Annotated in this window: 28 protein-coding genes; 18 read left to right on the top strand and 10 right to left on the bottom strand. The window is 33.1% G+C overall.

The features are described from left to right. Positions 1-24: 24 nt before the first annotated feature. Complete coding sequence (locus D0817_RS23565; RefSeq protein ID WP_202866507.1) at positions 25-738, bottom strand: LytR/AlgR family response regulator transcription factor; 714 nt, start codon at positions 736-738, stop codon at positions 25-27. Next, a complete protein-coding gene (locus D0817_RS23560) occupies positions 735-1871 on the bottom strand; it encodes a sensor histidine kinase (RefSeq protein WP_127340797.1) in 1137 nt (378 codons plus the stop codon). The genes D0817_RS23565 and D0817_RS23560 overlap by 4 nt, the downstream gene beginning before the upstream one ends. 190 nt (positions 1872-2061) lie before the next feature. Between D0817_RS23560 and D0817_RS23555 the strand changes: the two genes are divergently transcribed. The 5 genes from D0817_RS23555 (at position 2062) to D0817_RS23535 (ending at position 7258) form a co-directional block, all read left to right on the top strand. Then, positions 2062-4548 (top strand): outer membrane beta-barrel family protein, encoded by a 2487-nt coding sequence (locus D0817_RS23555; protein ID WP_127340796.1) that lies wholly within the window; start codon positions 2062-2064, stop codon positions 4546-4548. Between the two features lie 250 nt (positions 4549-4798). Next, complete coding sequence (locus tag D0817_RS23550) at positions 4799-5362, top strand: Crp/Fnr family transcriptional regulator (protein ID WP_127340795.1); 564 nt, start codon at positions 4799-4801, stop codon at positions 5360-5362. A 74-nt stretch (positions 5363-5436) separates the two neighbouring features. Then, positions 5437-5976, top strand: a complete 540-nt coding sequence (locus tag D0817_RS23545; protein WP_127340794.1) for a YceI family protein — start codon at positions 5437-5439, stop codon at positions 5974-5976. 83 nt (positions 5977-6059) lie between these two features. Then, on the top strand, positions 6060-6752 hold the full coding sequence (locus D0817_RS23540; RefSeq protein ID WP_127340793.1) for a helix-turn-helix transcriptional regulator: 693 nt from the start codon (positions 6060-6062) through the stop codon (positions 6750-6752). 89 nt (positions 6753-6841) lie between these two features. Continuing rightward, on the top strand, positions 6842-7258 hold the full coding sequence (locus D0817_RS23535) for a DUF1761 domain-containing protein (RefSeq protein WP_127340792.1): 417 nt from the start codon (positions 6842-6844) through the stop codon (positions 7256-7258). 347 nt (positions 7259-7605) lie between these two features. On the opposite strand, the gene D0817_RS23530 is transcribed toward D0817_RS23535, so the two are convergent. Then, positions 7606-7965, bottom strand: coding sequence for a winged helix-turn-helix transcriptional regulator (locus D0817_RS23530; protein WP_127340791.1), 360 nt, complete (start codon positions 7963-7965; stop codon positions 7606-7608). A 126-nt stretch (positions 7966-8091) separates the two neighbouring features. Here D0817_RS23530 and D0817_RS23525 point away from each other — a divergent pair, with 126 nt between their 5' ends. Then, positions 8092-9036, top strand: coding sequence for an NADP-dependent oxidoreductase (locus D0817_RS23525; RefSeq protein ID WP_127340790.1), 945 nt, complete (start codon positions 8092-8094; stop codon positions 9034-9036). Positions 9037-9174: 138 nt separating this feature from the next. Then, positions 9175-11139, top strand: a complete 1965-nt coding sequence (locus tag D0817_RS23520) for an L-dopachrome tautomerase-related protein (protein ID WP_127340789.1) — start codon at positions 9175-9177, stop codon at positions 11137-11139. 469 nt (positions 11140-11608) lie between these two features. Here D0817_RS23520 and D0817_RS23515 read toward each other — a convergent pair whose 3' ends face one another. Further along, entirely contained in the window at positions 11609-12013 is a 405-nt protein-coding gene (locus D0817_RS23515; protein WP_127340788.1) for a tRNA ligase subunit PheS family protein, read from the bottom strand. A 560-nt stretch (positions 12014-12573) separates the two neighbouring features. Here D0817_RS23515 and D0817_RS23510 point away from each other — a divergent pair. From D0817_RS23510 to D0817_RS23470, 9 genes are all read left to right on the top strand, one after another. Then, a complete protein-coding gene (locus D0817_RS23510) occupies positions 12574-13089 on the top strand; it encodes an RNA polymerase sigma factor (protein ID WP_127340787.1) in 516 nt (171 codons plus the stop codon). Between the two features lie 49 nt (positions 13090-13138). Further along, positions 13139-14038: a FecR family protein gene (locus D0817_RS23505; protein ID WP_127340786.1), complete on the top strand. Its 900-nt coding sequence runs from the start codon at positions 13139-13141 to the stop codon at positions 14036-14038. 84 nt (positions 14039-14122) lie between these two features. Then, the gene (locus D0817_RS23500; protein WP_238160936.1) at positions 14123-16573 is read left to right on the top strand and encodes a TonB-dependent receptor; all 2451 of its coding nucleotides are present in this window, start codon (positions 14123-14125) and stop codon (positions 16571-16573) included. Positions 16574-16899: 326 nt separating this feature from the next. Then, positions 16900-17805: a COG4315 family predicted lipoprotein gene (locus D0817_RS23495; protein ID WP_127340784.1), complete on the top strand. Its 906-nt coding sequence runs from the start codon at positions 16900-16902 to the stop codon at positions 17803-17805. Between the two features lie 283 nt (positions 17806-18088). Then, a complete protein-coding gene (locus D0817_RS23490; protein WP_127340783.1) occupies positions 18089-18493 on the top strand; it encodes an OB-fold protein in 405 nt (134 codons plus the stop codon). A gap of 7 nt (positions 18494-18500) precedes the next feature. Further along, complete coding sequence (locus tag D0817_RS23485) at positions 18501-19343, top strand: DUF5777 family beta-barrel protein (protein ID WP_127340782.1); 843 nt, start codon at positions 18501-18503, stop codon at positions 19341-19343. Between the two features lie 19 nt (positions 19344-19362). Next, on the top strand, positions 19363-19746 hold the full coding sequence (locus D0817_RS23480; RefSeq protein WP_127340781.1) for a c-type cytochrome: 384 nt from the start codon (positions 19363-19365) through the stop codon (positions 19744-19746). Positions 19747-19751: 5 nt separating this feature from the next. Then, positions 19752-20306: a YceI family protein gene (locus D0817_RS23475; RefSeq protein ID WP_238160935.1), complete on the top strand. Its 555-nt coding sequence runs from the start codon at positions 19752-19754 to the stop codon at positions 20304-20306. A 158-nt stretch (positions 20307-20464) separates the two neighbouring features. Beyond that, positions 20465-20878, top strand: a complete 414-nt coding sequence (locus D0817_RS23470; RefSeq protein WP_127340779.1) for a hypothetical protein — start codon at positions 20465-20467, stop codon at positions 20876-20878. On the opposite strand, the gene D0817_RS26565 is transcribed toward D0817_RS23470, so the two are convergent. Genes D0817_RS26565 through D0817_RS26450 form a run of 3 tightly spaced genes read right to left on the bottom strand, consistent with a single transcriptional unit; the run spans position 20849 to position 21364 of the window. Further along, on the bottom strand, positions 20849-21004 hold the full coding sequence (locus tag D0817_RS26565) for a hypothetical protein (protein WP_368773383.1): 156 nt from the start codon (positions 21002-21004) through the stop codon (positions 20849-20851). The genes D0817_RS23470 and D0817_RS26565 overlap by 30 nt on opposite strands. A gap of 31 nt (positions 21005-21035) precedes the next feature. Beyond that, on the bottom strand, positions 21036-21164 hold the full coding sequence (locus tag D0817_RS26455) for a hypothetical protein (RefSeq protein ID WP_262708242.1): 129 nt from the start codon (positions 21162-21164) through the stop codon (positions 21036-21038). Next, positions 21161-21364 carry an SDR family NAD(P)-dependent oxidoreductase gene (locus D0817_RS26450; protein WP_262708241.1) on the bottom strand — a complete coding sequence of 68 codons (204 nt, stop codon included), beginning with the start codon at positions 21362-21364 and terminating at the stop codon, positions 21161-21163. Before D0817_RS26450 ends, D0817_RS26455 begins: the two co-directional genes overlap by 4 nt. 55 nt (positions 21365-21419) lie before the next feature. On the opposite strand from D0817_RS26450, the gene D0817_RS26295 reads away from it, so the two are divergent. Beyond that, positions 21420-21698 carry a MerR family transcriptional regulator gene (locus D0817_RS26295; RefSeq protein ID WP_306462231.1) on the top strand — a complete coding sequence of 93 codons (279 nt, stop codon included), beginning with the start codon at positions 21420-21422 and terminating at the stop codon, positions 21696-21698. A gap of 310 nt (positions 21699-22008) precedes the next feature. Here the strand turns inward: D0817_RS26295 and D0817_RS23455 are convergent, their stop codons facing one another. The 3 genes from D0817_RS23455 to D0817_RS26560 all read right to left on the bottom strand — a co-directional run bounded on the left by D0817_RS23455 (position 22009) and on the right by D0817_RS26560 (position 25196). Then, positions 22009-24411: a T9SS type A sorting domain-containing protein gene (locus tag D0817_RS23455; protein ID WP_127340778.1), complete on the bottom strand. Its 2403-nt coding sequence runs from the start codon at positions 24409-24411 to the stop codon at positions 22009-22011. Positions 24412-24595: 184 nt separating this feature from the next. After that, complete coding sequence (locus tag D0817_RS23450; RefSeq protein WP_127340777.1) at positions 24596-24955, bottom strand: cupin domain-containing protein; 360 nt, start codon at positions 24953-24955, stop codon at positions 24596-24598. 76 nt (positions 24956-25031) lie between these two features. After that, positions 25032-25196, bottom strand: a complete 165-nt coding sequence (locus tag D0817_RS26560; protein WP_368773382.1) for a T9SS type A sorting domain-containing protein — start codon at positions 25194-25196, stop codon at positions 25032-25034. Between the two features lie 142 nt (positions 25197-25338). Between D0817_RS26560 and istA the strand changes: the two genes are divergently transcribed. Beyond that, positions 25339-26374: IS21 family transposase (gene istA / locus D0817_RS23440; RefSeq protein ID WP_127340775.1), on the top strand; the 1036-nt coding region annotated here is incomplete at its 3' end.

Raw genomic sequence — 26374 nt, 5'->3', positions numbered from 1 at the left:
ATGCAAAAAACAAAAAATCAACCGTTAATCCTGAGTTTTTTTGATCAGTTCTTCCTTGAAAATCCTTCCCAATGGTAGTATCTTTCCATCTATGGTGACCCTGTTGCCTTCTATAGTTTCAATTTTTTTCACGGCAGCAATAAAAGATTTATGAATACGTAAAAATTTAGATTCCGGAAGTTTTTCTAAAATTTTATTTAATGAAGAATATGTAACTAATTCCCTGTTTTTAGTTTTTACTCTTACATAATCTTTTAGGCTTTCGATATACAAAATATCATTTATAGCAATGCGGATTAATTTTTTATCCACTTTTACCCATAAATCTTCATCTTCACCGGTAAAATTTGATAAATCGGTTTTTTCTGTCGCCGGCGGTATTTCAGATATGATTTTTATTACTTTAGAAGTGGCGCTTATAAAACGCTGAAAACCAATTGGTTTTAGTAAATAATCTACAACATTCAATTCGAAACTTTCTACAGCATAATCCCGGTAAGCAGTTGTCATAATAATAGCAGGATTGTAATTTAAAGTTTTTGCAAATTCTAAACCATTAAACAAGGGCATTTCTATATCAAGGAAAAGAAGATCGATTTTGTTTTTTTGTACATAAGTTAAAGCATCCACAGCACTTGTGAAACAGGCTGAGAGTTCAAAATCTGATAATCTTTCAAGATAAGTTTGTATTATTTCAATGGCGAGTGGTTCGTCATCAATGATTACACATTTGATCATGATAATTGAATATGGAGTTTAGTTATGAATTGATTGTTTTTTCGTTCCTGAAAAAGTGTGTACGATTGCCCGTAAGTTAAGTCAAGTCTTCTCTTTACATTTCGAAGTCCGATACCACCTTTTTTTGTTTGATTGAATACCTCTGAAGAGGGATTGATAACTGTTAAATCAAGTACATTTTTACAAATCTGAAGCTGAATCGTTATCTCTATATTTGCTGTAGCACTTTTAGGGCTATGTTTAAAACTATTTTCAATAAAAGGCAATAGCAATAAAGGTGGTAAATAGATATCTTCTGATTGAGCATTAATTTCAAAAATGACCTTAGGACTTACTCCGAATCTTAAACTTTCCAAATCAATAAAATTTTGGATATAGCTGATTTCTTTTTTTAAAGAAGTCTTTTCCTGATCTGTTTCATATAAAACGTAACTCATAAAATCTGATAATTTTAAAACTACTTCTGGGGCAAGGTCAGATTTCTTTAAGGTCAATGCATACAGATTGTTTAATGTGTTGAAAAAAAAGTGAGGCTGCAATTGTGATTTTAAGAAAGAAAGTTCTGTGGTCAACTGTTCTCTTTCCATCTCTTCTGCTTTTTGTCGTTGCAGGAAATAATCTTTAGATAATTTAATTCCGGTTGTTAATACCATTACAGTAATCATAAAAATCTCCTTACCGATAAAACTGAAGGCTGTAAATTGGGAATCGGCTTTTAAAGCAGTTGGGAGTATGCCCGACTTCATCAGTATCCCGAAAATAAACAGATTAAAAGCATTTGTAAACAAAGCGCTTAAAATAAATAATGTTACATAAAAAATGAGTTTTCCCTTGTAATAAAACAAAGGCAAGAGGAGATAGAGATTAAAATAAACTACTGCTGCAATAAAGGGCAGTCTTATACCAAAACAGATTATATTATATTTCAATGCACCTGTCAGATACCCCTGGGAGACAGCGGTCAGTAAAAACAGCATGATCCAGAAAGCGATGTGATAATAAATACGAACTGTAAAGGCACTCGTAAAGTAGTTAGTGCGATTGGTATTCAGTTGATATAAAAATCTGTCTTTTGAAAAAATCCCGGAATCAGAAATATCCATATTATTTTTTGCATTTGTTAGTGTCAGCATATAAAATTACATCATTTCAACTGAAAAAAAATCATATTTTCTACAAACGGCAATTTGGCCCGGACTAAAGGCTTATAATACTTATAAACGGTATAGTGCTCAAAAACTTCATTGAAAGGGAAAAAAAAGACGTTCAGCTAATAAATTTTCAAGACGGATTAAGGCGCAATATTTTTGGCAAAAATTAAATATGAGAAACTTTAAAACAAATCCGAAAATATGGTTGTTCTGCTCCACTATTACTAATTCAAAATACGTATTGGAGCTGGTTGTTTTTTTTATACTTATATCAGTAAGTAGTGTAAAAGCGCAAGATCTTTCGGTTAGTGGTGCTGTATTGACAAAAGAAGGAAAACCTCTTAATTACGCAACGGTTTCATTAATAAATGCCAAAGACTCGGCTTTGATGGAAACAGCGTTTAGTGATGCTAACGGCATTTATAAATTTATGCCCCTTAAAGCCGGAGAATATATTGTTAGTGTTGAAGCTATCGGTTTTAATACAAAAACCAGTCTTCCTTTTCTTTACGCACTAACACAAGTTGTCGTGGATACGATCACTATTGAAGAGTCATCCGAAAATTTAAAAGAGGTTGTAGTTACGACAAGTAAGCCAACTATTGAAAGAAAAGACAACCGAATGGTCATAAACGTTGCCGGCAGTGTTTTGGCTGCGGGTAATAATGCAATTGATATTTTGGAAAGAGCACCGGGTGTTTCGGTTGACAGAGATGGTAATATCAGTTTAAATGGTAAGGCGGGAGTTACTGTGATGATAAACGATAAACTGAGTTATCTTTCGAACAGCCAATTGGCGGGTATGTTGCGCTCCACAAACGGTAATACAATTCAGGCAATAGAAATCATGACTAATCCGTCATCGAAATACGATGCAAGCGGAAATTCGGGTATTATCAATATCAGACTTAAAAAAAATAAAGAAAACGGATTTAATGGCAGTCTGATTTTAGGAGTTGGACATGGACATTATGTATCAGACAATGCGAGTCTTTCCTTAAATGCAAAAACAGGTAATTTAAACAGTTTTGCTAACATAAGCAGAATCAATGACAAGAAATTCATAAACCTGTCATCCGACAGAATAATAGACAGTTCAGGGTTTAAAACTATTTATTCACAGAAAAGTAGCATAAAGGATGTAGCAATTAATAATTCTTACAGGATAGGAGCGGACTACGAAACAGGGAAAAATAATACATTAGGCATTGTCATCAATGGATATTTTAATGATAAAAACATTGCAAATAAAGGGATCGCCACCATAATTGATCCACTGAATAAAAATTTGACTAAACAGATTTCAGTATCTGACGATAACCGAACGTTGAATAATGTTGGAATTAATCTGAATGACCGATTTCGTCTGGACACAATCGGACAAGCGTTGAGTATTGACCTGGATTATATAAAATACAAAAATAATGGTGATGCTCTTTTAAGTACTTTATATGATAATTCCGAAGGCAATAGGCAACAGCAATCGCCCTATTATTTACGGCAGAATACATCGGCTGCAATAGTGGTACATGCAGGAAAAGCAGATTATATTTCCCCGGATTTTAAAACTGTCAAAATAGAGACAGGGATAAAAATTAGTGAAGTAAAAACAGACAACACCCTTGAGGTGCTAACAAGTTCTGATGATGTAGATTATGTTTTCAATCCGCAATTAAGTAATCAATTTATTTACAAGGAAAGAATACAGGCGAGCTATATTAACCTGACAAAAAAAAGGAAACAAACAACTATTCAGCTTGGACTCCGTTCTGAACATACCACTTCTAAGGGAACTTTACTCAATAGCAATGAGCCATCGATTACACAGAAATATTTAGACTTCTTCCCTAATCTGTTTGTCTTACAATCGTTAAATGCAAAAAATAAAATCAGTCTTAATTTAAGCCGTAGGATTGAGAGACCGAATTATCAAAGCCTGAATCCATTTGCATACTATATAGATCCATATACCCGTCAGCTTGGAAATCCATTTCTGAAGCCTCAATACACTAATAATATAGAACTGAATTACAGCTACAGTCGATTTGATGTTGGCTTGAGTTATGCTCATACAACGAATGTGAGTACAGAAACTGTAGTTACAGATACAATTTCTAAGATTTCTTCTGTAACGTTTATTAACTTAAATTCTCTTGAGCGTTATACAATTAGTACAAACTATTCCTATAGTTTAGCCAATTGGTGGAGCGGTAATATTAATGGCTATTTAACGTATAATAATTACAATTTAAATGGTTCAAGTGGTGTAAATCAGGAAAATAAAAATCTGTCTTACAATATTAAATCGACACAGAATTTTCGTATCAGTAACAATTATAAATTAGAAATTAACGCAAGGTATCAGTCTCAGTTCGTCTATGGTCTTTATCATTTGCGTCCTTTCTCGAGTATTGATGCCGGAGTCAGTCATTCCTTTTGGTCTGACAGAGCCAATTTAAAGATTTCTGTGAATGACATTTTCAATGAAAGAAAAACAGATTTAACACTCGAAACAAAGGGAAGTCATATTCATGGTTACCAAAAGAATGATACCCGCCTAATAAGATTTGTATTCACCTACAATTTCGGAAGCAAAAGTCTCAAATCCACCAGTCATCTAAGCTCAGCTACTGATGAAAAATCAAGGGCAGGAAATTAACCTGAGATTACAAACGAGCGTCACAGTACATTAAATTTAACATATATAAAAAATCATGATTATTCTATAAAAAAATCCTAAATAAAAAAACCTAATATTGAAAGCTATGCTGAGATAAAATTTCCTACGAAAGATAAACATGAATTTACCACATATTTCGCAATTTCGGTACAAAAGAAAGATTGTAATTATTACAGATTAGTTTTTGATTTTGAGTATTTTTCGGTAACATTGCCTGTAACTTAAAAATATGACAGACTTTCAACAATTTTGCAACCAATTTTCTGAACTTAATGAACTTGCTTCATTAGAATTAGTTCAAACTTTGAAAACCAAAACATTTCAAAAAGGTGATTTTATCCTTAAAAGTGGCATGGTTTGTAAACACTTCTATTTTGTAAATAGCGGTCTAGTAAAAATGTTTTCTACTAAAGATGATAAAGAATTTATAGTTCGTTTTTTTTCTGAAAATCTTATGTTCACCGCTTTTGAAAGTTACTTAACACAAACAGCTTCAAATTTTGCTATAATTGCATTAGAAACAACCACCGTAACATTAGTGTCTCAAAAAAAATTAGAAGAACTTTGTAAAAAGCATCACAGTATAGAAACGTTTTTTAGGAAATTAGTTTCTGTTGCAACTTTAAAAATGACAAAAAGAATTCGAGAAATGCTTGAAGAAAATGCCACTAACAGATACAATCAATTTATGATTGATAATGATTTAATTGTCCAAAGAATAAGCCTTGGAGAAATTGCAAAATATGTTGGCATCACACAGCAATCTTTGAGTAGAATTAGAAATCAAAAGTAATTATTTACCATTTGATAAATAATAGTCTATTTTGAATTTATACTTTTGCTTATAACAAAATAAATATTAAAGCGATGACAGCAATTAGAAATTCAAAATGGGCGGTTGATCAGGGACATTCCGAAATCCAATTCAAGGTAAAACATTTAGCAATATCCAATGTTTCTGGCATTTTCAAAACATTTAATGGAACATTCCAAACAGAAAATGAAGATTTTACTGATGCGGAAATCCAATTTGAAGTGGACACGAATAGTATTGATACCAACAACTCAGATAGAGATGGACATTTGAAATCACCACTGTTTTTAGACAGCGAAAAATATCCAAAAATTAAATTTGTAGGCTACTTCCGAAATCAAAATGGCAATAAATTTATTGAGGGTGATTTGACAATATTGGAAACTACAAAAAATATAAAAATGGAAGCCGAACATACTGGTATTGGTACAGGACGCTTTAACGACATTCGAGCAGGTTTTGAGATTTCAGGAAAAATTAATCGAAAAGATTTTGGATTAACTTTTCATTTGCTGAACGATGCAGGAAATCTTGTAGTCGGAGAGGACGTTAAACTTCATTTTGACATTCAATTAATAAAGCAAGCCGAATAAATTCTCAGAAAAAAAACATTATTAACATCCATTTAATGCAATGTTAGAAGCGCCCTACAAACATCAACAGTTAGAAAAAATAGATGAACGAAAACGATACTAAACGTCTTTCTAGGCTAACGGCAATTTTGACACAATTGCAAACGAAACGTCTTATTACATCAACAACACTTTCCGAAAAATTTGGTGTTAGTGTCCGGACAATTTATCGGGATATTAGAGCGCTGGAACAAGCAGGAGTTCCCATTTTGACAGAAGAAGGGAAAGGGTATTCTTTGATGGAAGGGTACAAAATTCCACCTATAATGTTTACCGAAAGCCAAGCAAACGCATTAATTCTTGCCGAACAATTGGTTTTGAAAAACAAAGACGCCTCTTTCATCAAAGATTATTCAGAAGCGATTGACAAAATAAAGGCAGTATTAAGACAAACAGAAAAAGACAAAGTAAACTTACTTGCCGATAGAACTCGTTTTGAACAAAACATAAATGGAGAGAGAAACAGCAATAATTTATCACAGTTTCAAAATGCACTAACAAATTTTTTCGTTACAAAAATAGATTACACCAACGAAGAAAACAAAACTTCAAGCAGACTGATTGAACCATTTGCATTATTAAGCACACAGGAAAATTGGTTATTGGTTGCTTGGTGTCGTTTACGCAAAGATTTTCGGTACTTTCGTTTGGACAGAATAACAAAATTGGAAATTCTTTCAGAGAAATTTGCACCACACAAATTAACCCTTCAGGAATACTTCGATAAATATTATTAATTATTTTTTGACCCCTGACATAAGGCTGTCATTTGCCTATTTTATCTTTGTAAAGTCAATAACGACAAACAACTATAAAAAATATAATTATGATCGGTCAACTAGCAAATTTAAACTGGATTAGTATAGCAATCGCTTTTGTAGCTTATTTTATACTCGGAGCATTGTGGTTTACTTTGCTTTTCAAAAAGCAATACCTTATTTCGTTAGGAAAAGAAAATGAACCAGAACAAAAACCTGCACCTATTTTCATTATTGGTCCAGCAATTTGCTCACTCTTTATTACAATTACGACTGCAATATTAATGTATGTTTTAAAAATTGATTCCTACCAATCTACAATTGAATTAGCATTAGTTGTTGGTATTGGATATTTAGTTGCCAACACCGTAAACATTGCCATTAATCCCAACATTCCAAAACCAATTTTTTATGGTTTGATCAGCGGAAGCTATCATTTATTGGGAATTTTTATTGTTTGTTTGGTTCTTTTTGCAATGAAATAGTAATAAACAAGCAATAAGTAAATCTTTATCGAAAGCCAAGCTATTTGAACTTTGGCTTTCGATAAAACATTAAAGTTATCTATTTTTTTAAACAGGATTACATTATTTTCAAAACTATATTTCTGAATTAGATAACTTGCTCAAATAAAAAATTGAAGAAGTTTTTTTGTTCGTAAAATCTGTGGGCATCCCACTATGAAAGTATATTGAATTTACATATTTTTCAAACAAATGAAACGTATGATTGATAATTCTTTATCGTAATAAAGAAATAAACCAAAACTAAATAACAAATGCATAATAATTGTTTTGCTAATTGGCCACCTTCAACTTAAAATTGACATCATTCATTCATTCAATAAAACCTTTACCTTTTTTTCCACTTGTTTGTCACCCCAAAGTTTTAGATGAGTTATAAAAGGGATTAATTCTTGACCAATGTCAGTTAAAGAATATTCTACTTTTGGTGGTACTTCGTGATACACTTTTCTCGATACCAATTCATCATCTTCCAACTCTCTCAACGTTTGGGTAAGCATTTTTGGTGTGGCATCGGCTATTATTCTGCGAAGCTCTCCATATCTTAATATTTTACTCTCACCCAAATGCCATAAAATCCTGCCTTTATATTTTCCGCCAATGCGTTTAAAAGCAAAATCTACGGAGCAAACATAATCTTCACAAGTGTTCTCAAAATTATTTTTCATTTATTTTAATTTTTAAATCATTGATAATCAGTAATAGTATTGTTTTGGTGCATAGATTACTTAAATGTGCATACTTGTGGTAAAGATAGCTATAATATACATTTGTCATTCAATTATATAAAAAAAATGAAAGCAATTATTTTAAACAATAGCGGAAGTGTAGATAATTTTAATTATGTACATGTATCTAAACCATCTATTAAGGAAAATGAAGTTTTAGTGAAAGTAACTTCAGTAAGTGTTAATCCGGTAGATTACAAGGCAAGGGAAAACGAAGGAACCTTGAATTGGCTTTTTGGAGAACAACGACCTGTAATATTGGGCTGGGACTTGTCCGGAATCATTCAAGAAGTTGGTAAAAATGTGAGTGATTTCAAAATCGATGATGCTGTATTTGGAATGGCGAATTTTCCTGGCAACGGAAGTGCTTATGCCGAATATGTTGCAGTGCCCTCTTCCCATTTAACATTGAAACCTGCAAATATTTCACATCAAGAAGCGGCAGCTGCAACACTTGCGGTGCTCACTGCTTGGCAAGCATTGGTAACAAATGGAAATATTAAAAAAGACAACAAGGTTTTAATTCACGGTGCTTCTGGTGGTGTTGGACATTATGCCATTCAAATTGCCAAACATTTTGGAGCTTACGTGATTGGAACTTCTTCTGAAAAAAATAAAGAATTTGTGTTGCAAAATGGTGCCGACCAACATATTGATTACTCAAAAGTAAACTTTGAAGAAGTTGTTTCGGATGTTGATTTGGTACTAAATACCGTTTCGAATGAAATCAATACTCGTTCGGTAACCGTCACAAAATCAGGAGGGAAAATCATTTATATTTTAGGAGCAGTACCACAAGAAATTTTGGATGCTGCTAAAAATAAAAGTATTGAAATTAAATCCATTCTTGTACAATCATCGGGCGAGGATATGAAAACCATTGCTGATTTGATGGAACAAGGAATTATCAAATCCCATATTTCCAAAGAATTTACTTTTGATGAAATGGCTAGTGCACATTTACAATTAGCAACAAGTCATACCGTGGGAAAAGTGGTGGTGAATATCTAGATCTTCAAAAACGAATCAGCTCGCAAACGTAAATAAAATTGTTGTAACTGCTCACTTCAAAAAATTTTATAACAAAAACAAAGGAAGTACTTTCAGAACCATTAATACATACAAAACAATACATTTTAACATAAAAAAATGAAAAAAAACATCTTGATTATAGCCGTATTTTTTATACAAACGCATTTTATAAATGCGCAAAAATCCAATACAGAACTTCAAATAGTAGCTGAATTACCTGTGAGACCTGCAAATATTGCTGTTACCAAAGAAGGTAGAATATTTGCAACCATCCACCCTTTGGGAAGTAGTGAATTACAGTTAGTTGAAATAACCGGGAAAAACAAATTCAAACCCTATCCTAATGACGGATTCCAAAAAAATGGAAAACCTGCATCGGAAAAAACATTTGACGCACCACTTGGAATTGCAGTAGATAAAAACGGCAATTTATTAGTTCTTGATATGGGATTAACATTAGGCAAAACGAGATTATTTCGCTTCGACACTAAGAAAAATCTCCTAATCTCTTCAATTGAATTATCAGAATCGGTTGCGTCAAAAGGCAGCTTCGTTCAGGATCTTGCCGTTGATGAAGTTAATGGATGGGTTTATATGGCAGATATCATAAACCCTGCAATTATAGCCTTGAATATTAAAACTAAAGAGGCTAGAAGATTCGGAAATCATCCCTCATTACAAGCGGAAGACAAGGATATGATTATTGATGAAAAACTTATTAATTTTAATGGAGGCCCTGCACGAGTTGCCATAGACCCAATAACTATTTCAAATGATAAGCAAACGCTTTATTACGGGGCAATGAATGGTACAAGTTGGTATGAAATAAGTACAAAATTTTTTAGAAATAATGCTGATGACAAAACTATCGCTGACAATATTAAAACAGCGGGCAGAAAACCCATAAGTGATGGTGCACTAACCGATGATAAAGGAAATCACTATTTTACCAATACAACAGAGCATGCTGTTAGTAAATTAGACACAAACGGAAACTTATCAAATATTCTACAAGACAAGCGTTTACAATGGCCTGATAATTTAGCCATAAATAAAGAGTGGATGTACATTTGTACCAACCAACTCAATACAACACCTGCTTTCACGGGAGGAAAAGATGAAGGAAAAGCACCTTATTACATTTATAAGTTTAAATATAATAGTATCGAAAAAAGCGTTATTCAAGATAAATATACCTTAAATAGCCCAAGTCTTTATCCAGAAGGCATTGATTATGACTACAATAACAACCGATTTATTATAGGTTCATTATATAAGGGAGAAGTTTTTACACTATCCTTAGATGGAAAATTGTCTAGTTTGATAAGCCAAAGCAAAATAACTGCCATTGCTGGAGTTTTTACTGACGAAATTAGAAATCGTTTGATTGTTGTAGGTGGAGATATTGGAATTTCTAAAAAAAGTTTACCAAAAGGCGCAAGTGCTGGTAAAAATGCTTATGCGGAAATTTATGATTTAAGGACAGGTATTTTAATCCGTTGTGTAGATTTAAAATTTTTGACACCTAACGGAGGTGCCGTAGCCAATGATATTGCTGTAGATGAAAATGGAAATATTTACATAACTGATTCCTTTTCACCAGTGATTTATAAATTAGACAAGTATTATAAAGCAAGTATTTTTGCCGAAAATGAATTGTTTAGACCAGCTCCAGGTACTTTTGGATTAAACGGCATCTTGTTTCATCCGGACGGTTATCTGTTAGTGTGCAAGACCGATAGTGAAAAACTATTTAAAGTCAACATAGCAAACCCAACACAAATTAGTGAAGTTGTTGGCATTTCTTTTAAAGCACCTGATGGTTTAGAATTTACCAAAGACGGCAAACTTGTTCTAGTAGGAGATGCGGTAAAAGGCGACGGAAAAGCATACACTTTCACCAGTAATGATCATTGGAAAACTGCCAGCAAGGTTAACGAAATGTCAATTGGAAAAGATGAGTTTCCTACAACTGCTGCATTGTTGCCAAATGGTGAAGTATATGTTGTGTCCGCTAAATTAGGAAAATTATTAAGTGGGGATACTGACCAATCTGTTTTTGCAATTCAGAAATTGAAATAGTTTTATAATAGAATTAAAGGCATCAGTCAATATATTATTTTTGGCTGATGTTTTTTTATATGGTACATTTTTTTGATTAGTTTTTAATACCTGACAGTTTTCAATGTTTTAAGAATTGATGCATTGCAATATAAGATCATTTCTTTCTTTGGTGAGGCAGTCAGTACATTTTGATTACCTCATTCCATGGGGTTACTACTATTTTTATTGTTGCAAAATGGTAACAAGTTATATTTTGAGATTAATATTTCTTCCTGATATTCTTGTTTCCTTAATATATTTCTAAATTTTCAATAAGATTATTGCCTGTTTCCCTTGCAGTCTAACAAAAGTTATTATGTTAATCCTACATACCTTAGTGGTTCTTTAAAGGTTGGCAAGCTATTACATAACTGTTCATGAAAACGTTTATCATCGGTTCATAAATACCCTTATATCAGGAATTGTACAGTAATTAATAAGCAAACGGTCAATACTCAATCCAAATGCCCAGTAAGTTTCTTGTAATCTTACAGTTTTTCAGTATAGCTGGACCTACCGTGGCACCTAATACTTCTATCCAGTCATCGTTTTGTTTTATCTCTGCCTGTATGGATGGCTGCGGAAAGTAATCGTCAATAGAGCGATCTTCCGTGTCAAGAAACAGATATAACATAAGGATCTCAAGCGTTTTTTGCAAATCTGCGAGCGCATCTGCGCCCTCAGGCAGGAGTTTTACCCCTGCCATCTGTTGAAAAATAGGATAATGGGGTACGTCTATGGTGTCTTTGCGATAAACATTGCCGGTTACTAAAAACTTAGTATGATCCTGTTTCATCAAGTTATTTTGATGTCCGGAGGTATGGGTGTGTAATAAATGTCCCTTTATCCACATAATAAGTATTATTAACTTAAGTTTGCGGGATGATCTGCAGGAATAATAAGTTCTCCAAAATTATTAAATATGGTTAACACTTCGCTCAAAGAGTCAAACAACTCAAAGCCTTTAAAGTACAGTTGAATTACTTTTTTTAAGAGACATATAGGATGTCCCTCTGAGTTGTAGAGTTTAAGCGTTCGTTTTTGGTTTATCGATGGGGTTATATTATTCATAATTTACCTTTTATATTAAAATTATTTGCATACATTGTGTATCCTGAATTGATGATACAATTAGTACGGGGTGATATATATGGGAAAGTTTGGCTCCTCGAGATCCAAAAGAAAAAAGAAAAAAAGAAAAAGTTGAAATAATTTTCATATTTACAAAAGTATTGTTTGAATATGCAAATTTTTTGATGGTAATCATAATACTACGATGTTGCCTTTGTTTTTTTGGGACATAATATTCAATGTAAAACAACATTCATTATTTATATAGAACAATCAGTTTTACTTTTGCCGTACTTAAGATAAAAATAAATATTTTTACAACGTACAATTCGAAAAATTTCCATGCCAAATAAAAATCAATCAAACACTTGCGACGAAATAATTTTCTCGTCTTTTTTTAAAAGTCATGTAAAAGCGCTTCGGAATTTTCTTTTTTACAAATTTGGCAATATGGGTCAGGCTGAAGATTTAGCACAAGAAGCATTTCTGAAACTTTGGCAAAATTGTTCTTCTGTATCCATAGAAAAAGCAAAATCATATATTTATACTATCGCCAATAATAGTTGTCTCAACGAAATCGCACATCAGAAAGTCGTTTTGAGATACGAAAAAAACTTCACATGGCTACATAAAACAAATGAAAATCCGGAATATATTTTGGAGGAAAAACAATTTCAGTTCAAACTTTTGAAAGCTATCGAAAACTTAAACGAAAAACAGCGTATTGCCTTTTTGATGCATCGTATTGACGCAAAAAAATACAGTGAGATTGCTTTAGAATTAGATATTAGTGTAAAAGCAGTAGAAAAGCGAATTCACTTAGCTTTAGTAAGCTTACGTAAAGAAATTGATCTATAAAAGTAGGGGAAAAGTAGTTCCAATTGTTTTAATGATATAATCCAGCATTATGAAAAAAGATCGTTTATTAGCAAAATGGCTCAACAATGATTTGTCTGAGGATGAATTGGTTGAATTTAAAGCAACTCCCGATTTCGAAAAATACCAGAAAATAAAAAATTATACAGACCATTTAGCAGTAGAAGCTTTTGATGAAAATACTATGTTATCAAACATTCTTAAGCAGAAAAAAGAGGTTCCAAAAGTGATTCCTTTATACAAAAACTGGATGTTTAGAGCCGCCGCTGTCTTTGTTTTAACGCTTGGAATTACCTTTGCATCGAAAAAATTTGTACAGCAGACACAAACGGCAGATTTTGGAGAAAAAACAACTTTTGCTTTACCTGATAATTCTGAAGTAATGCTGAATTCCGGTTCTGAAATAAAGTATAAAAAATGGAACTGGGAAAATAACAGGCGTCTTGAACTAAAAGGAGAAGCTTATTTCAGGGTAGCCAAAGGAAAACGTTTTGAAGTGCAGACCAGTCTTGGAAAAGTATCGGTTTTGGGAACTCAGTTCAATGTTAAAGCCAGAAAAAACAGGTTTGATGTTGTTTGTTATAAAGGACGCGTAAAGGTAAATTATTCAAACAGTCAAATTTTGTTAACGCACGGACAAGGCGTTAGTTTTGAAAACGGAAAACAGGTTAAAATCATAATAAAGTCATCAAAACCAGAATGGATAGATGGTCAAATATGTTTTAATCAGGAAAATATCAGAACTTTATTAGATGAAGTTGAAAGACAATATAATATTAAGATCGAATTAAAAGCGAATGACACAACCTCTTTGTTTACCGGAAAATTGCCTGCTAAAGACCTGGATGTAGCTTTACAAATTATTAGTACAACTTATAATTTAGAAGCAAAAAAAGTTTCAAAGAACAAAATAATTTTTGACGAAAAATAAATGTTATTCCGCAAACGATTTTATTTTTCATTTTTTTTATTTTTTCATGTGCTGAGCTTTTTTGCTCAGGACAACGGGAAAGTTGTGCCTTTAAAAAAAATCATAAACAATATTGAACATCAGCACAATGTTAGTTTTAATTACACCGAGAATATTATTTTTGCAGTGCAGTTAAATCCGCCAAAAAAAGCACTTTCGTTAGATCAAAAGTTGCAATATCTAGCCAGAAAAACCAATTTGTCTTTTGAAAATATTGGAAATAAATTCATTAATATCTATAAAAAAGATAATCCGTCCAAGATGATATGTGGATATGTTTTTTCTGCTACGGATAAGCAAACTATTGAAAACGCAAATATTACTTTCCTTAATAAAACCCAGATTCAAACAGATTCACACGGGTATTTTAAATTCGAAAAAGAAGATGCGGCTATCTTTTTAATCAGTCACATCGGATTTATTTCCAAAAGAATTGTAGCCGATAATTATAATTCTAAAAATTGTCTCGAAATAACCTTAGAACCTGAAATTACGGAACTTGAAGAAATTAAAGCCAATGCTATTCTGGCGTCGGGAATTGCCAAAAATAAAGATGGATCATTTGAAATTAAGCCCAAGAAATTTGGTATCCTGCCTGGACTTATAGAACCTGATGCTTTACAAGCAATGCAGCAAATACCAGGTGTAAACAGTCTTGATGAAAGTGTAGCAAGCATTAATGTACGCGGTGGTACACACGACCAAAATTTGTTTTTGTGGAATGGAATACGAATGTTTCAGACTGGGCATTTTTTCGGTTTAATATCGGTCTTTAATCCTAATTTGGCCCATACTATTTCTATTTATAAAAACGGGAGTTCTGCCTTTTTTGGAGAAAGTGTATCGAGTGTAGTAGCTATTTCGTCTACCGCTGATACAACGGAGAAAAATTCTTTTAGCGCCGGAATCAATATGATTAATGCTGATGTATACGCACAATATAATATTTCGAAAAAGGGTTCTATCGAAATTTCGGCACGTAAATCCATTACTGATTTTGTCGAAACTCCAACATATAAACAATACTTTAACAAAGTGTTTCAAAATACTACCATTACCGATTTTTCATTTAACCATAATGTTAATTATCAAAGTGATAAAAAATTTGGTTTCCACGATGCTACTCTTAAATATATTCAAAAAATAGGACGTAAAGACCAACTGGTATTAGACTTAATAACGATAAAGGATAATCTGGAAGTTTTTCAAAGCGCTACTGTATACAATATAAACAAAACGGCAAACAATGTTTTACACCAACAAAACTATGGTGGAAATTTGTTGTGGAAAAGAAATTGGAATAGCTTGAATACCACTAAAATTAACATATATAATTCTTCTTATGCACTTTTAGCTAACCAACAAATTACCATGGGAAATCAAATTGTCCTTCAGGAAAACAAAGTTCACAATAACGGAATTAATTTAGAGAATTCTCATATCATCAATTCTAAATCGAGTTTTAATGAGGGATATCAATTCAATGAAATAAGTATTGCTAATTTGGAACAAATAAGTAATCCTGATTTCTACGTTAAAGATCGCGAGGTGCTGAGAACGCATGCCTTAATTTTGGAGGGGAAATATAACGATACACTTTCCAGAATATATTTTAAAGCAGGAACCCGAATTAATTACATTGAAAAGTTTAAGAAGTATATTGTTGAACCTCGTATACAATTTCTCTACGGCATTAGCAAAAGTTTAAATTTAGAAATGTTGGGAGAGCTAAAAAGTCAAAATACCCAACAAATCATTGATTTGCAAAAAGACTATTTCGGCATCGAAAAAAGACGGTGGATTATATCCAATAACACTACAATCCCTATTCAGAGAAGTAAACAACTATCCTTGAATTTATTCTATACAAAGAATGACTGGCTGGTGGATATTGAAAACTTTTATAAAAAAGTAACAGGAATTACCACCTCAAGTCAGGGTTTTCAAAACCAGTTGGAATTTGTTCGAACAACTGGCGATTATGAAGTTTTAGGAACGGAGATTTTAGTTCAGAAAAAAATAAATCATTTCCTGACCTGGCTAAGTTATACGTATAATAAGAATAATTACCATTTTTCGAATTATTCGTACCCAAGTTTTCCGAACAACTATGAGTTAACACATACAATATCTTGGGCAGGGATTTATGAAAAAAACAATTTTAAAATCGCTTTAGGGGTAAAATGGTCTTCTGGCAGACCAAAAACGTCTCTTGATGACTCGCTGATTGATCCTTCAAATCCTGTGCTCATTTACAAAAAACCCAACGAAACTAACCTAAAAGTTTTTTCTCAGATTAACCTTTCCTCTACTTACAAGTGGGAAACTACAAATGGAGTTCAATTTAAAGTAGGAATCTCGATCTTAAATATTCTAAATAGAAAAAATGCAATCAGCGAATCTTACAGAATAAATTCTTTAACAAATTCTATAGAAAAAGTCGAAACATTCTCATTGCAAAGAACCCCCAATGTGAGTTTTAGAGTCTCATTATAACCTTGTTTAGATAACGTTTACACAAAGATCATTTCTCTTTTCATTTTTTAACAAAAAAAATCAATTCTTTGGTAGGGTAATCTGCTTCAAGACTGTTTTACTATTGAACCTTACCAAAAGAATAAAAAATGACTTTAATAAAATACTTTATCGCCTATATGGCTATTTTTTATGACAGTTCGTAACAATAATAATTAAAAAATATGGGACAAAATGCGTATTGCAAATGCGCAAAAATTCCTGATATATAATGTTATTACAACGAAACACTTTACTAAATCGGTAAAACTTATTTCCCATTTCGATATAAATTAAATTAAAGAATCATGAAATTAAAACAAATTAAATTTACTTTGATCACTCTTGCGGCAACAACATTTTTCGTAAGCTGTAGTAATGATAAAGACAATGACAATAACAATGTTACTCCTGTTCAAGTAAAACCAGAAATTGCACTTTCTACAAGTGCAACATTAGGTTCTTATCTTTCTGATAAAAATGGAAGATCTTTATATTTTTTCGCAACTGATGCAAACGGACAGGCGTCCTGCACAGGAGGATGTGAAGCCTTATGGCCGGCTTTTACTGTGGATAATTTAACCGCTGATAAATTAGGCACAGGATTAACATTATCAGATTTTGCAACTATAACCACTGCATCGGGTAAAAAACAAATAACGTATAAAGGCTGGCCGCTGTATTACTATGCACCGGTTTCTCAAGGCGATGCATATGGTAACGGTGGCACCAATACACCGGAAGCTGCAGGTAAAACAACCGGAGACGGAGTTGGCGGTGTTTGGTTTATAGCAAAACCGGATTATTCTGTTATGCTTGTAAAAAGTCAGCTTTTAGGCCATGACGGAAAAAACTACAAGTCAGATTATACTGTTGGTGATGGTTTGACTACTTACTTTACGGATGCTAAAGGAGTAACGCTGTATGCTTTCAAGAATGACAATTTCAAAAAGAACAATTTCACAAAAGCAGATTTTTCAAACAATGCTGTTTGGCCAATATATGAAACCGATAAAATTGTTGTTCCCTCTATTCTTGATAAATCTAAATTTTCTGTTATTACTGTATTTGGCAAATCACAACTGGTTTACAACGGCTGGCCATTGTACTATTTTGGACAGGATGCAGGCGTAAGAGGCGCTAATAAAGGAATTAGTTTCCCTAGCCCCGGTGTATGGCCTGTACCGGTAAAAGATATAGCTGCTGCAATATAAAATCAAATCCATTTATTGGATTCGTTTTATAATCTAAAAGTATTTCAGGTTAGTTTAAATACACTATTGAACTAACATGAAATAATACAAGGAAGTTGCAACGTTTTTTTCGCTGCAAACAACTCCAAATGTGAGTCTTAGGATTTCTTAACAATGCTCTTTGTGCAAGTTTTGCAAAAAAATCCTTGTCTCCCCTTTTATTTTTTTTATAAAATAACAATTCTTTGGTAGGGTAATCTGCACCAAAGCTGTTTTAGTATTGAAACCCATCAAAAAATAAAATATGAAAAGAAAAAGAATAGCATTTATAATTGTAGCCTTGCTGTTAGTGACTTCTGCCGGCATTTATTTTTATTACGGTTTTCTTTTTAAGGAAGCACGCAATATAGAATCAGAAGTGCCGGATTTTAATGTAGCAGCGACAAAACTACTTAAGGATTATGAATCCGATCCAAAAATAGCAGATTCATTATACCTCAATAAAACTATTGAAATAACGGGAAAAGTAACCAAAGAAACCGATTCTGTAGTTGTCCTTGAAAACAGTGTTTTCTGCCTGTTTACTCAAAAAATAAAACAGAAACTTATCGGTAATAAAGTAACTGTAAAAGGGAAATGTATTGGTTATGACGAACTCTTTCAGGAGGTTAAATTTGACCAGTGCTCTATTAATAAACAAAACAATTAATTAATTTATGAAGAAATTTTTAGTCCCAATCTGCCTTTTTCTGGCTACGATGGCATATTCGCAAGACGACTTACTGAACAGTCTTGATTCTACTCAGGTAGAGGAAAGCTATTCTACAGCAACTTTTAAAGCTTTACAGCTGGTCACCTTACAAACCACAAAAATGCCTGCAAAAAAGGAATTCTATTTTGTGGTCTCGCACCGCTTTGGAACTGTAAAAGATGGTTTTGACAGCTTTTTTGGTCTTGATAACGCTACTACAAAACTGGGCGGTATTTACGGCGTTACGGACTGGTTATCTGTCAGCCTTTCCCGACATACCTTAAACAAAATGTATGAGACCGGAGTGAAATACCGACTGATGAGACAAGACAATAATTTTCCGCTGGACATTGTCGGCTATAGTGTAGCCGATATTAATACCTTTTTGGAAAAAGACCAATATCCGGGTTTAGAATTTAAGCACCGTGTCGCATACGTACAACAGTTGTTACTGTCCAGAAAAGTCAGTGAAAAACTATCGTTGGAATTAGTACCGTCATTTATTCACAAAAATCTTTACAATCCTGATATAGAAAGAGATAATCAGTTTTCTTTTGGAGGAGGAGGTCGTTATAAAATCACGAAAAGATTATCTGTCAATTTAGAGTATGCACACAATTTTGACAAACCAACTTTTTATAACAACCCATTATCAGTAGGTCTTGACGTAGAAACCGGAGGACATGTATTCCAGTTAATATTTACGAATTCGCAATCTATGAGTGAAAGCGGCTACCTCACAAATGCAGCAGGAGACTGGGGCAAAGGAGATTTCTTTTTCGGATTTAACTTATACAGAGTATTTTAAAAACCATAAACAACAAATTATGAAAAAAGCAATAGCATTTACAATTTTACTGGCTGCCCTTACGAGCTGCAGCGATTCTGACACTGTTCAGGATATCCAAACGCCACCAGAAACCGGAACGCCAGGTACAGATCCTACGGTAACCACAATCAGTTATACTAAAAACGTAAAATCAATTATTGATGCCAATTGTATCTCCTGTCACCAATCCGGAAGATCTGCAGCTTTCAGGCCTCTGACTACTTATGCTGAGGTAAAAACAGCTGTTGAAAATGCGAATCTGTTAAACAGGATTCAGCTGCAAAATGGACAGCAGGGACTTATGCCACAAGGTGGAAGAATGTCACAGACCAATATTGACCTGATTGTAAAATGGAATACAGACGGACTAAAAGAAAATTAATTATTATGAAAAAACCGCTTATTAATTTCTTTGTATTACTGCTGATTATTGTTGCAAATACAGATGCGTTTGCACAAAAATTAATCACAAAAACAGGCAGTATAAGATTTCAGGCCTCTATGCCTTCTTATGAAGAAGTTGCGGCCGAAAATAAAAGTGTATCTGCCGTTTTAGAACAATCCACGGGAGATTTCGCTGCTTTGGTCCTTATTGAAGGGTTTCGCTTTAAGGTTGCTCTGATGGAGGAACATTTCAATGAAAACTACATGGAATCTGAAAAATTTTCAAAAGCAACTTTAAAAGGCAAGATAGCCGATTTTGATAGTTCTAAAATTACAAATACAGCCAAAAATTTTACTTTAAAAGGAGATCTTACCATACACGGAAAAACAAAACCTGTAACAGTTACCATAAAAATTTCAAAAGCTGCCAACGGCGTTATTGCTCTGGGTTCATTTGAAGTAAAACCCGAAGATTTCGATATAGAAATCCCAGGTGTAGTAAGGCAAAAAGTGGCAGATAAAATAAAAGTCAGCTACAATTTCTTATTAGTTAAATAGTCCTTTGACTTAAATATTTAGAAAATAAAGAGTACCCATTAAATTGGCTAAATAGATCTCTTTTTGATTTGGAAGATCATTAAACATGGCTAATGTTATGAGGTCAGTTTCATCATAAACTGGCCTCTTTTTTTTAAACAATCCTAACTAAATTTAAAATGACCTGCAAAAATTATATTGTTACCGGCGAGGATGTAAATGACGCTATGGTAATGGAAAGTACGGCGTACATTTCATACACACTTCGATTACTGTATCATTTTTTGTTTGCTAACGGATATTCAAAAGAGAGGCTTAATGCTTTGCATCTGGGCTTAAGGGAAGGAAATCAGGAGTTAGTCATTCATAAGAACTTAATGTTTACCGAACCTTTTTTTGTTGAGATGAAACATTGTTATATAGAGGATAAAATCAATATTAAAAGTTGCTTTTTCAACTCCATAAACGAATGCTGCGCAGAAGTTACTAAAGAAGTAGAATGGTTTGACCCTATCCGTAAACAAGTTATTGTGGCACCGAAACAAATTCTGCAGCATTTTAATTCAAATTTTAAACTTTCCATGAAACCTTAAAGAGCCCATTTTTGTGCCATGGTAAACATTGTACAAAGTGATAAGTTCACCCATAGAAGTGGTGTTGATAATAATTCCACCTTTTTTAGCTCTAAAATAGGGTAAAATAGCTCTGGTTACATTCATCACTCCAAAAACATTAGTATCAAATTGTTTTTTAAATTTGTTCATTTGTCATTGCCTCAAATGCACCTACTAAAGCATAACCTGCATTATTAAACAAAAACATCAATGTCGCCAAATGCTTCAATATTTTCGTCAATTGCTTTTTTGATACTTGTTTCATCCATTACATCTAATGCAAATATTTTTTAGATTAGGATGGTTTAATAAATCCTGACCTTTTTCAACGTTTCGCATTGTGGCAGAAACATTCCATCTTTTTCGCATGAAATAAGGGGCTGTTAGCTTACCAATTCCTGTTGAAGCTCCAGTTATTAAAATTGTTTTTTTTATTTTTATTGCTCTGATAATTGATTTAAGCAAAAGTAATTATTAAATTTGCAACCGTAAAGTATGAAGTATAGTTTATAGTTATTGAATTAATAAAAAACTAACGAGCATTAAATTAATTGGTCAACTTTCCAAGGAAATAGGAATTCCAATAGCGACGATACGTTTTTATGGAAAATCGGCTTTAATTGCTTGCAAGAAAAAAAGTAATGTGAAAAGTAATAACTATGGTTATTATGATGAAGAAGTAATCACTAAATTAAAATTAATAAAAGACCCAAAATCTGTAGGTTTTACTTTATCCGAAATAAAGGAACTTATTGATGCATGGTACAGCAACCACATAACAAAAGCAAAAAAAAATTGAAAATTTTGGATACTAAATTAGCTCAAATAGAAGAAAAAATAAAGAAATTAAAAGGAGTGAAAAAGCAAATTGCCTACCTTAAAAATGAAGTTGAAAAAGAGGATTGTTGAATTGTTGTTTTTGACTTGCACCGTTTTTGGGATAGTGCCTTTTTCGACAATATTTTTAGAAATTTAGAGCTTTGAATTTAATTATAGCTGAGTTCATTCATAAAAATACCCTCAAAGAGATCTAACTCTTGAGGGTAGTTTTCAATATTGTTTTTATTTTTTTAAAGTTTGATTATCAAATTTTTACCTGATGAAGTCAATTATTTGACTATCAGCTTCTGAGTTTTGCTCATAGTTGCGCCTTGAATTTTAATTATATAAATGCCTGATTTGAGTAAATTTGAGGTATTAATGTTTAAATTATTTAAACCTGTCGAAGTTTTTCGATACAATTCTTTCCCCTGTAAATCCATAATGCTTATTTCTACCTTGTCCTGACTATTATCTAAATTAATATTAACCGAACCATTAGTTACGGGATTTGGGTAAACAAGTAATTTCGTCTCATCAGCTACTTCTTTATTTTCAATTTTGGTATTAGCTAGCTTTTTTGCTAGTGAAGTTGTTGTTGCTATAATTTCAACATCGTCAATATAAACAGCTGAAGTATTATTGCCTAACAAAAATCTAAACTCATTGGTTACATCGGTTGTTGTACAGTTAAATGTATATGGACCAAATATTTGTGGCGTTGTGGTCAAGTTGATTCCATATTGCGATTTCCAAACATTTTTTGGTAACACGCCTTGTTGAAACATTAAATCTATTGTACGTGCTGCGTCAGCGCTTGCCTTAAATTTTACAGTATAAGTTGTACCAGCTACAAGAGGTATTGTTTGTTTCAATTGTATGTTCCAGCTGGCATTTCCCATATTAGTAATTGTAGTTTTACTTGCTTTATCTGTATAGCCAGTTCTGGTAACCGAGGCAATACCGGCCGATGCAGGAGAGGTCAGATGGGTATTCCATCCAGTGGTATTTAAGTTAAAACATGGATTTGTAACTAAATTAGGCAGTACCGTAACGTTATCCTGTACCCAGCGGGCTTTCTGTACATTGCTAAGGTTTCGAAAAGAAGCATTCCAATGCAAACCAGTATCAACAGCTACATCGGTCAGCGTTATGGGTATGGTTAGCGTACCGTTTCCAGCATTTACAGATACTTCATTACTTGAGTAATAATTTGCCCAATTAGGACTAAAAAGACCGATCCAAATTTTACCATTTTCCGCAGTGACATAATTAACCGTTATATTATAAGTATCGCTTTGATATACTTGTGCAGGTGCTGCGGTTATTGTAACAGTATTTGTTACAGATGATTCATATGCACCCATATCAATAACTCCTCCTTTTACTCTTGTATCTCCGGCCAGATCAAGTGAAGAAACTCCATAAGATGAAGTCCCTGCATTAGCTGCTGGGCTACTGTTTTGCAACTTAAAGTTAGTTGTTGGGCTGATGAATAAAGGATTTACGCCTAAGATGTTGGGTGCATCAATGCTGGTTGTAGTGGTTTTGTTAATTCTTACAGATGATTGACCCGCAGTGCCATTGAACGAGAGATTGTTCTTCCAGGTGATGTTTGCATTATTTCCCCATGCACCGTCATCAACTATTGCATAGACAGACCCGTAGGAAGGATTTGCCCAACCGATGTTGTTCACCCAAGTTACATTTTTACTATCGTAGCAAACCAATTCACCAGCACCAGTACCTTTGGCTTTTTCGGTAGAATTCCAATAGGATGTATTATTTCGAAAAAGAGCGTTTTCGGAACTCATAATGTAAACGCCATTTCCACCGTTAGAATAGCTTAAGTTGTTTTCAACTAGAAAACTGCCTTTATAGGGAGCACCATTAATTTGTGTATTCATATTATCGTCTATAATAATTCCATTTCCATCAGAATATTTTTTTACATCAATCCACTTTACTAGAGTTTTATTGTTATAAACAATATTGTTGCGGACAATCATTGAAAAATCAGAATATGAATCGACACTGTTTGAGCTGTGAAATATACTAATGCCACTAGTTCCATACATTGCATACCATGAAGTATTGTAAACTTTATTGTTTTCAAGGGTTATAAAATCAGTTTTTATTGCAGATATACCACCACCTGCAAAATCATGTACTTTACAATTTCTGACTTCAATATGGTGAGGCACTATATTACTATTGCCAATTGATATACCATTTGTATTTGTTCTGCCATATTTTGCCGAATCGGTTCCTCCTGCAACGGCTTCATTGTAGTTAGACTCCCCTTGGGCAAGCGTAATGTTGGCATTATTGCCTATTAACTCAAGCCCTTCAATTTTAATATAATTGGCTTGAACATTTATGGCATTCCATAATTCACAAGGATTCTGACATTGTAAAACAGGCAAAGCACCTGGTGCAGCTGAATAAGTAATGTAAGCCGAAGGTGTTCCTGATCTATTGATTGTCAGCCCGGTAAAATTGTAAGTTCCAGTAAGGAAGTACACAATATCACCAGCGTTTGTTTTATTGGCAGCTTGCTGAATAGTCAAGGGGCTATCTTGGGTTACTTTGTTGGTACTGAGGCCATTGGGTGAAACATAATAGGTTGCCGCATTTACAAAGTGGATGCCCACAAGAGCAAACATAAAAAATGTAATTTTTATTTTTTTCATTTGTTTGATTTAGTTATAATGGGTATTTAATTATAAGTAAAATTTAAAGAGAACTCATTGTTGGTTTTGCAAGCCTAACTAAGCCATAGTCCTTAGTGGCAGTATTTGTCTGTCACTAAGGTCATATTTTATGTCTTTCGTACTTGTCAATATCTTTCCCAATGTGTCCCTATTTTTTTTAAATCTAATAAGACTGTTCTTTAATTGATTTTATTATTGAAGATTTAACTTCGCCAGTATGTTTGGTTGTTTTAGTTTCTATCAACATAATGGAACATACTTCAACCGATGAGACCTTATGATTTATTCCTTTTGGAACTACAAACATATCTCCGGAATTCATAATTTTAGGGATTCCATTTTCAATCTCCATCAAAAGTTCGCCTTCTATTATATAAAATAGCTCATCCTCATTTTCGTGATTATGCCAAGGAACTTCCTGACCTTTAATTTTTGCGACTTTTACATATTGGTCATTAACCTCCGTAACGATTTTTGGAGAAAAATAGTCTTTAACGTCTTTCAACTGTTCTTTTAAATTCATTTATCTTGTATAATTAATTATTTTAGAATTTGCTTCACGGGTGTCAAAAAACTTAACTTAGGAATTCATTGAATAATTATTCAATGAATATTTTCTTAATTTTAACTTTATTAGCGCTTGTTAATCTTAAAAAATACAGGCCTTTATTTAAATTTGGCACTTTTAATAGGGCAGAATTATTACTGTTCAACTCTGAATAAACTACCTTACCTGCAAATTCTGGCAAAAGTGAGCATCCCATTCCGGTAAAAGAGAGCAATTTGTTCCGGTTTAAAGTGACCACCCTATTCTTGTAAAAGAGATCAGTTGATTCCGGTTCAAAGTGACCACCTCAAAAAGTAGTGTTTATAAAGAATATCTTACTTGTTTTTAAAACAAAAGATATGGCAAATAAACGACTGGATATGAGAAACATTTTGCAATTATTACGTTTATATACTCAAGGAGTAAGTAAGCTCCAAATAAGTAGACAATTAGGCTTATCGCGCAATACTGTAAAGAAATATATTGAATCATTTCATCAAAATTCTTTTACCTATCAAGAATTATCAGGTCTTAGTAATGAAGATCTGGAAGAACTCTTTGATGGCCAGATAAAACCCGTTCCCGAAAAAAACATAGTTTTAGAATCCTTATTTCCCACGATAGAAAAAGAATTAAAGCGAGTTGGTGTTACCCGACAATTGCTCTGGGAAGAGTATAGGGAAAATCATCCTGATGGCTACAGTTATTCTCAGTTTTGCTATCATTATCAAAATTGGCGAGGCAAACTCAAGCCCTCTATGCATATGCATCATAAGGCAGGAGATAAAGTTTTTGTAGACTATACAGGAAAGAAATTATCCGTTATTGACCAGTCTACAGGAGAAGTGTGTGAAGTAGAGGTTTTTGTAAGTGTACTGGGAGCAAGTGGACTTACTTTTGTAGAAGCTACCAGGACTCAAAACAAAGAAGACTTTATGGGAAGTCTGGTAAAAATGCTAGACTACTATCAGGGTGTTCCAAGTGCTATTGTAACGGATAATTTAAGAACAGCCGTTAAAAAAAGTGATAAATATGAGCCCTTAGTCACGGAATATTTATTAGACTTTGCATCTCATTACGCAACTACAATACTTCCCACAAGAGCTTATCACCCAAAAGATAAGGCTCTGGTTGAAAATGCAGTAAGAATAATCTATACCCGTATTTTTGCTCCTTTACGCAAAGAAGAATTTTTTACTATAGAAGCCCTTAATGATGCTATTTTACCACTTTTAGAAAAGCATAATACAATGTCTTTTAAAGGCAGAAAATACTCAAGATTAGATTTGTTTAATGAGATAGAAAAAGAAGCACTATCATTTTTACCTGTTAATCCCTATCAGCTCAAAGGTTTTGCTAAAGCAACCGTTCATAAATCCAGCCATGTTTATCTCA

The organism is Flavobacterium cupreum (assembly GCF_003996965.1).
Classification (GTDB): Bacteria; Bacteroidota; Bacteroidia; order Flavobacteriales; family Flavobacteriaceae; genus Flavobacterium; species Flavobacterium cupreum.
Note: the sequence above shows the minus strand (reverse complement) of the source record. Positions and strands in the feature narration are given on the sequence as shown.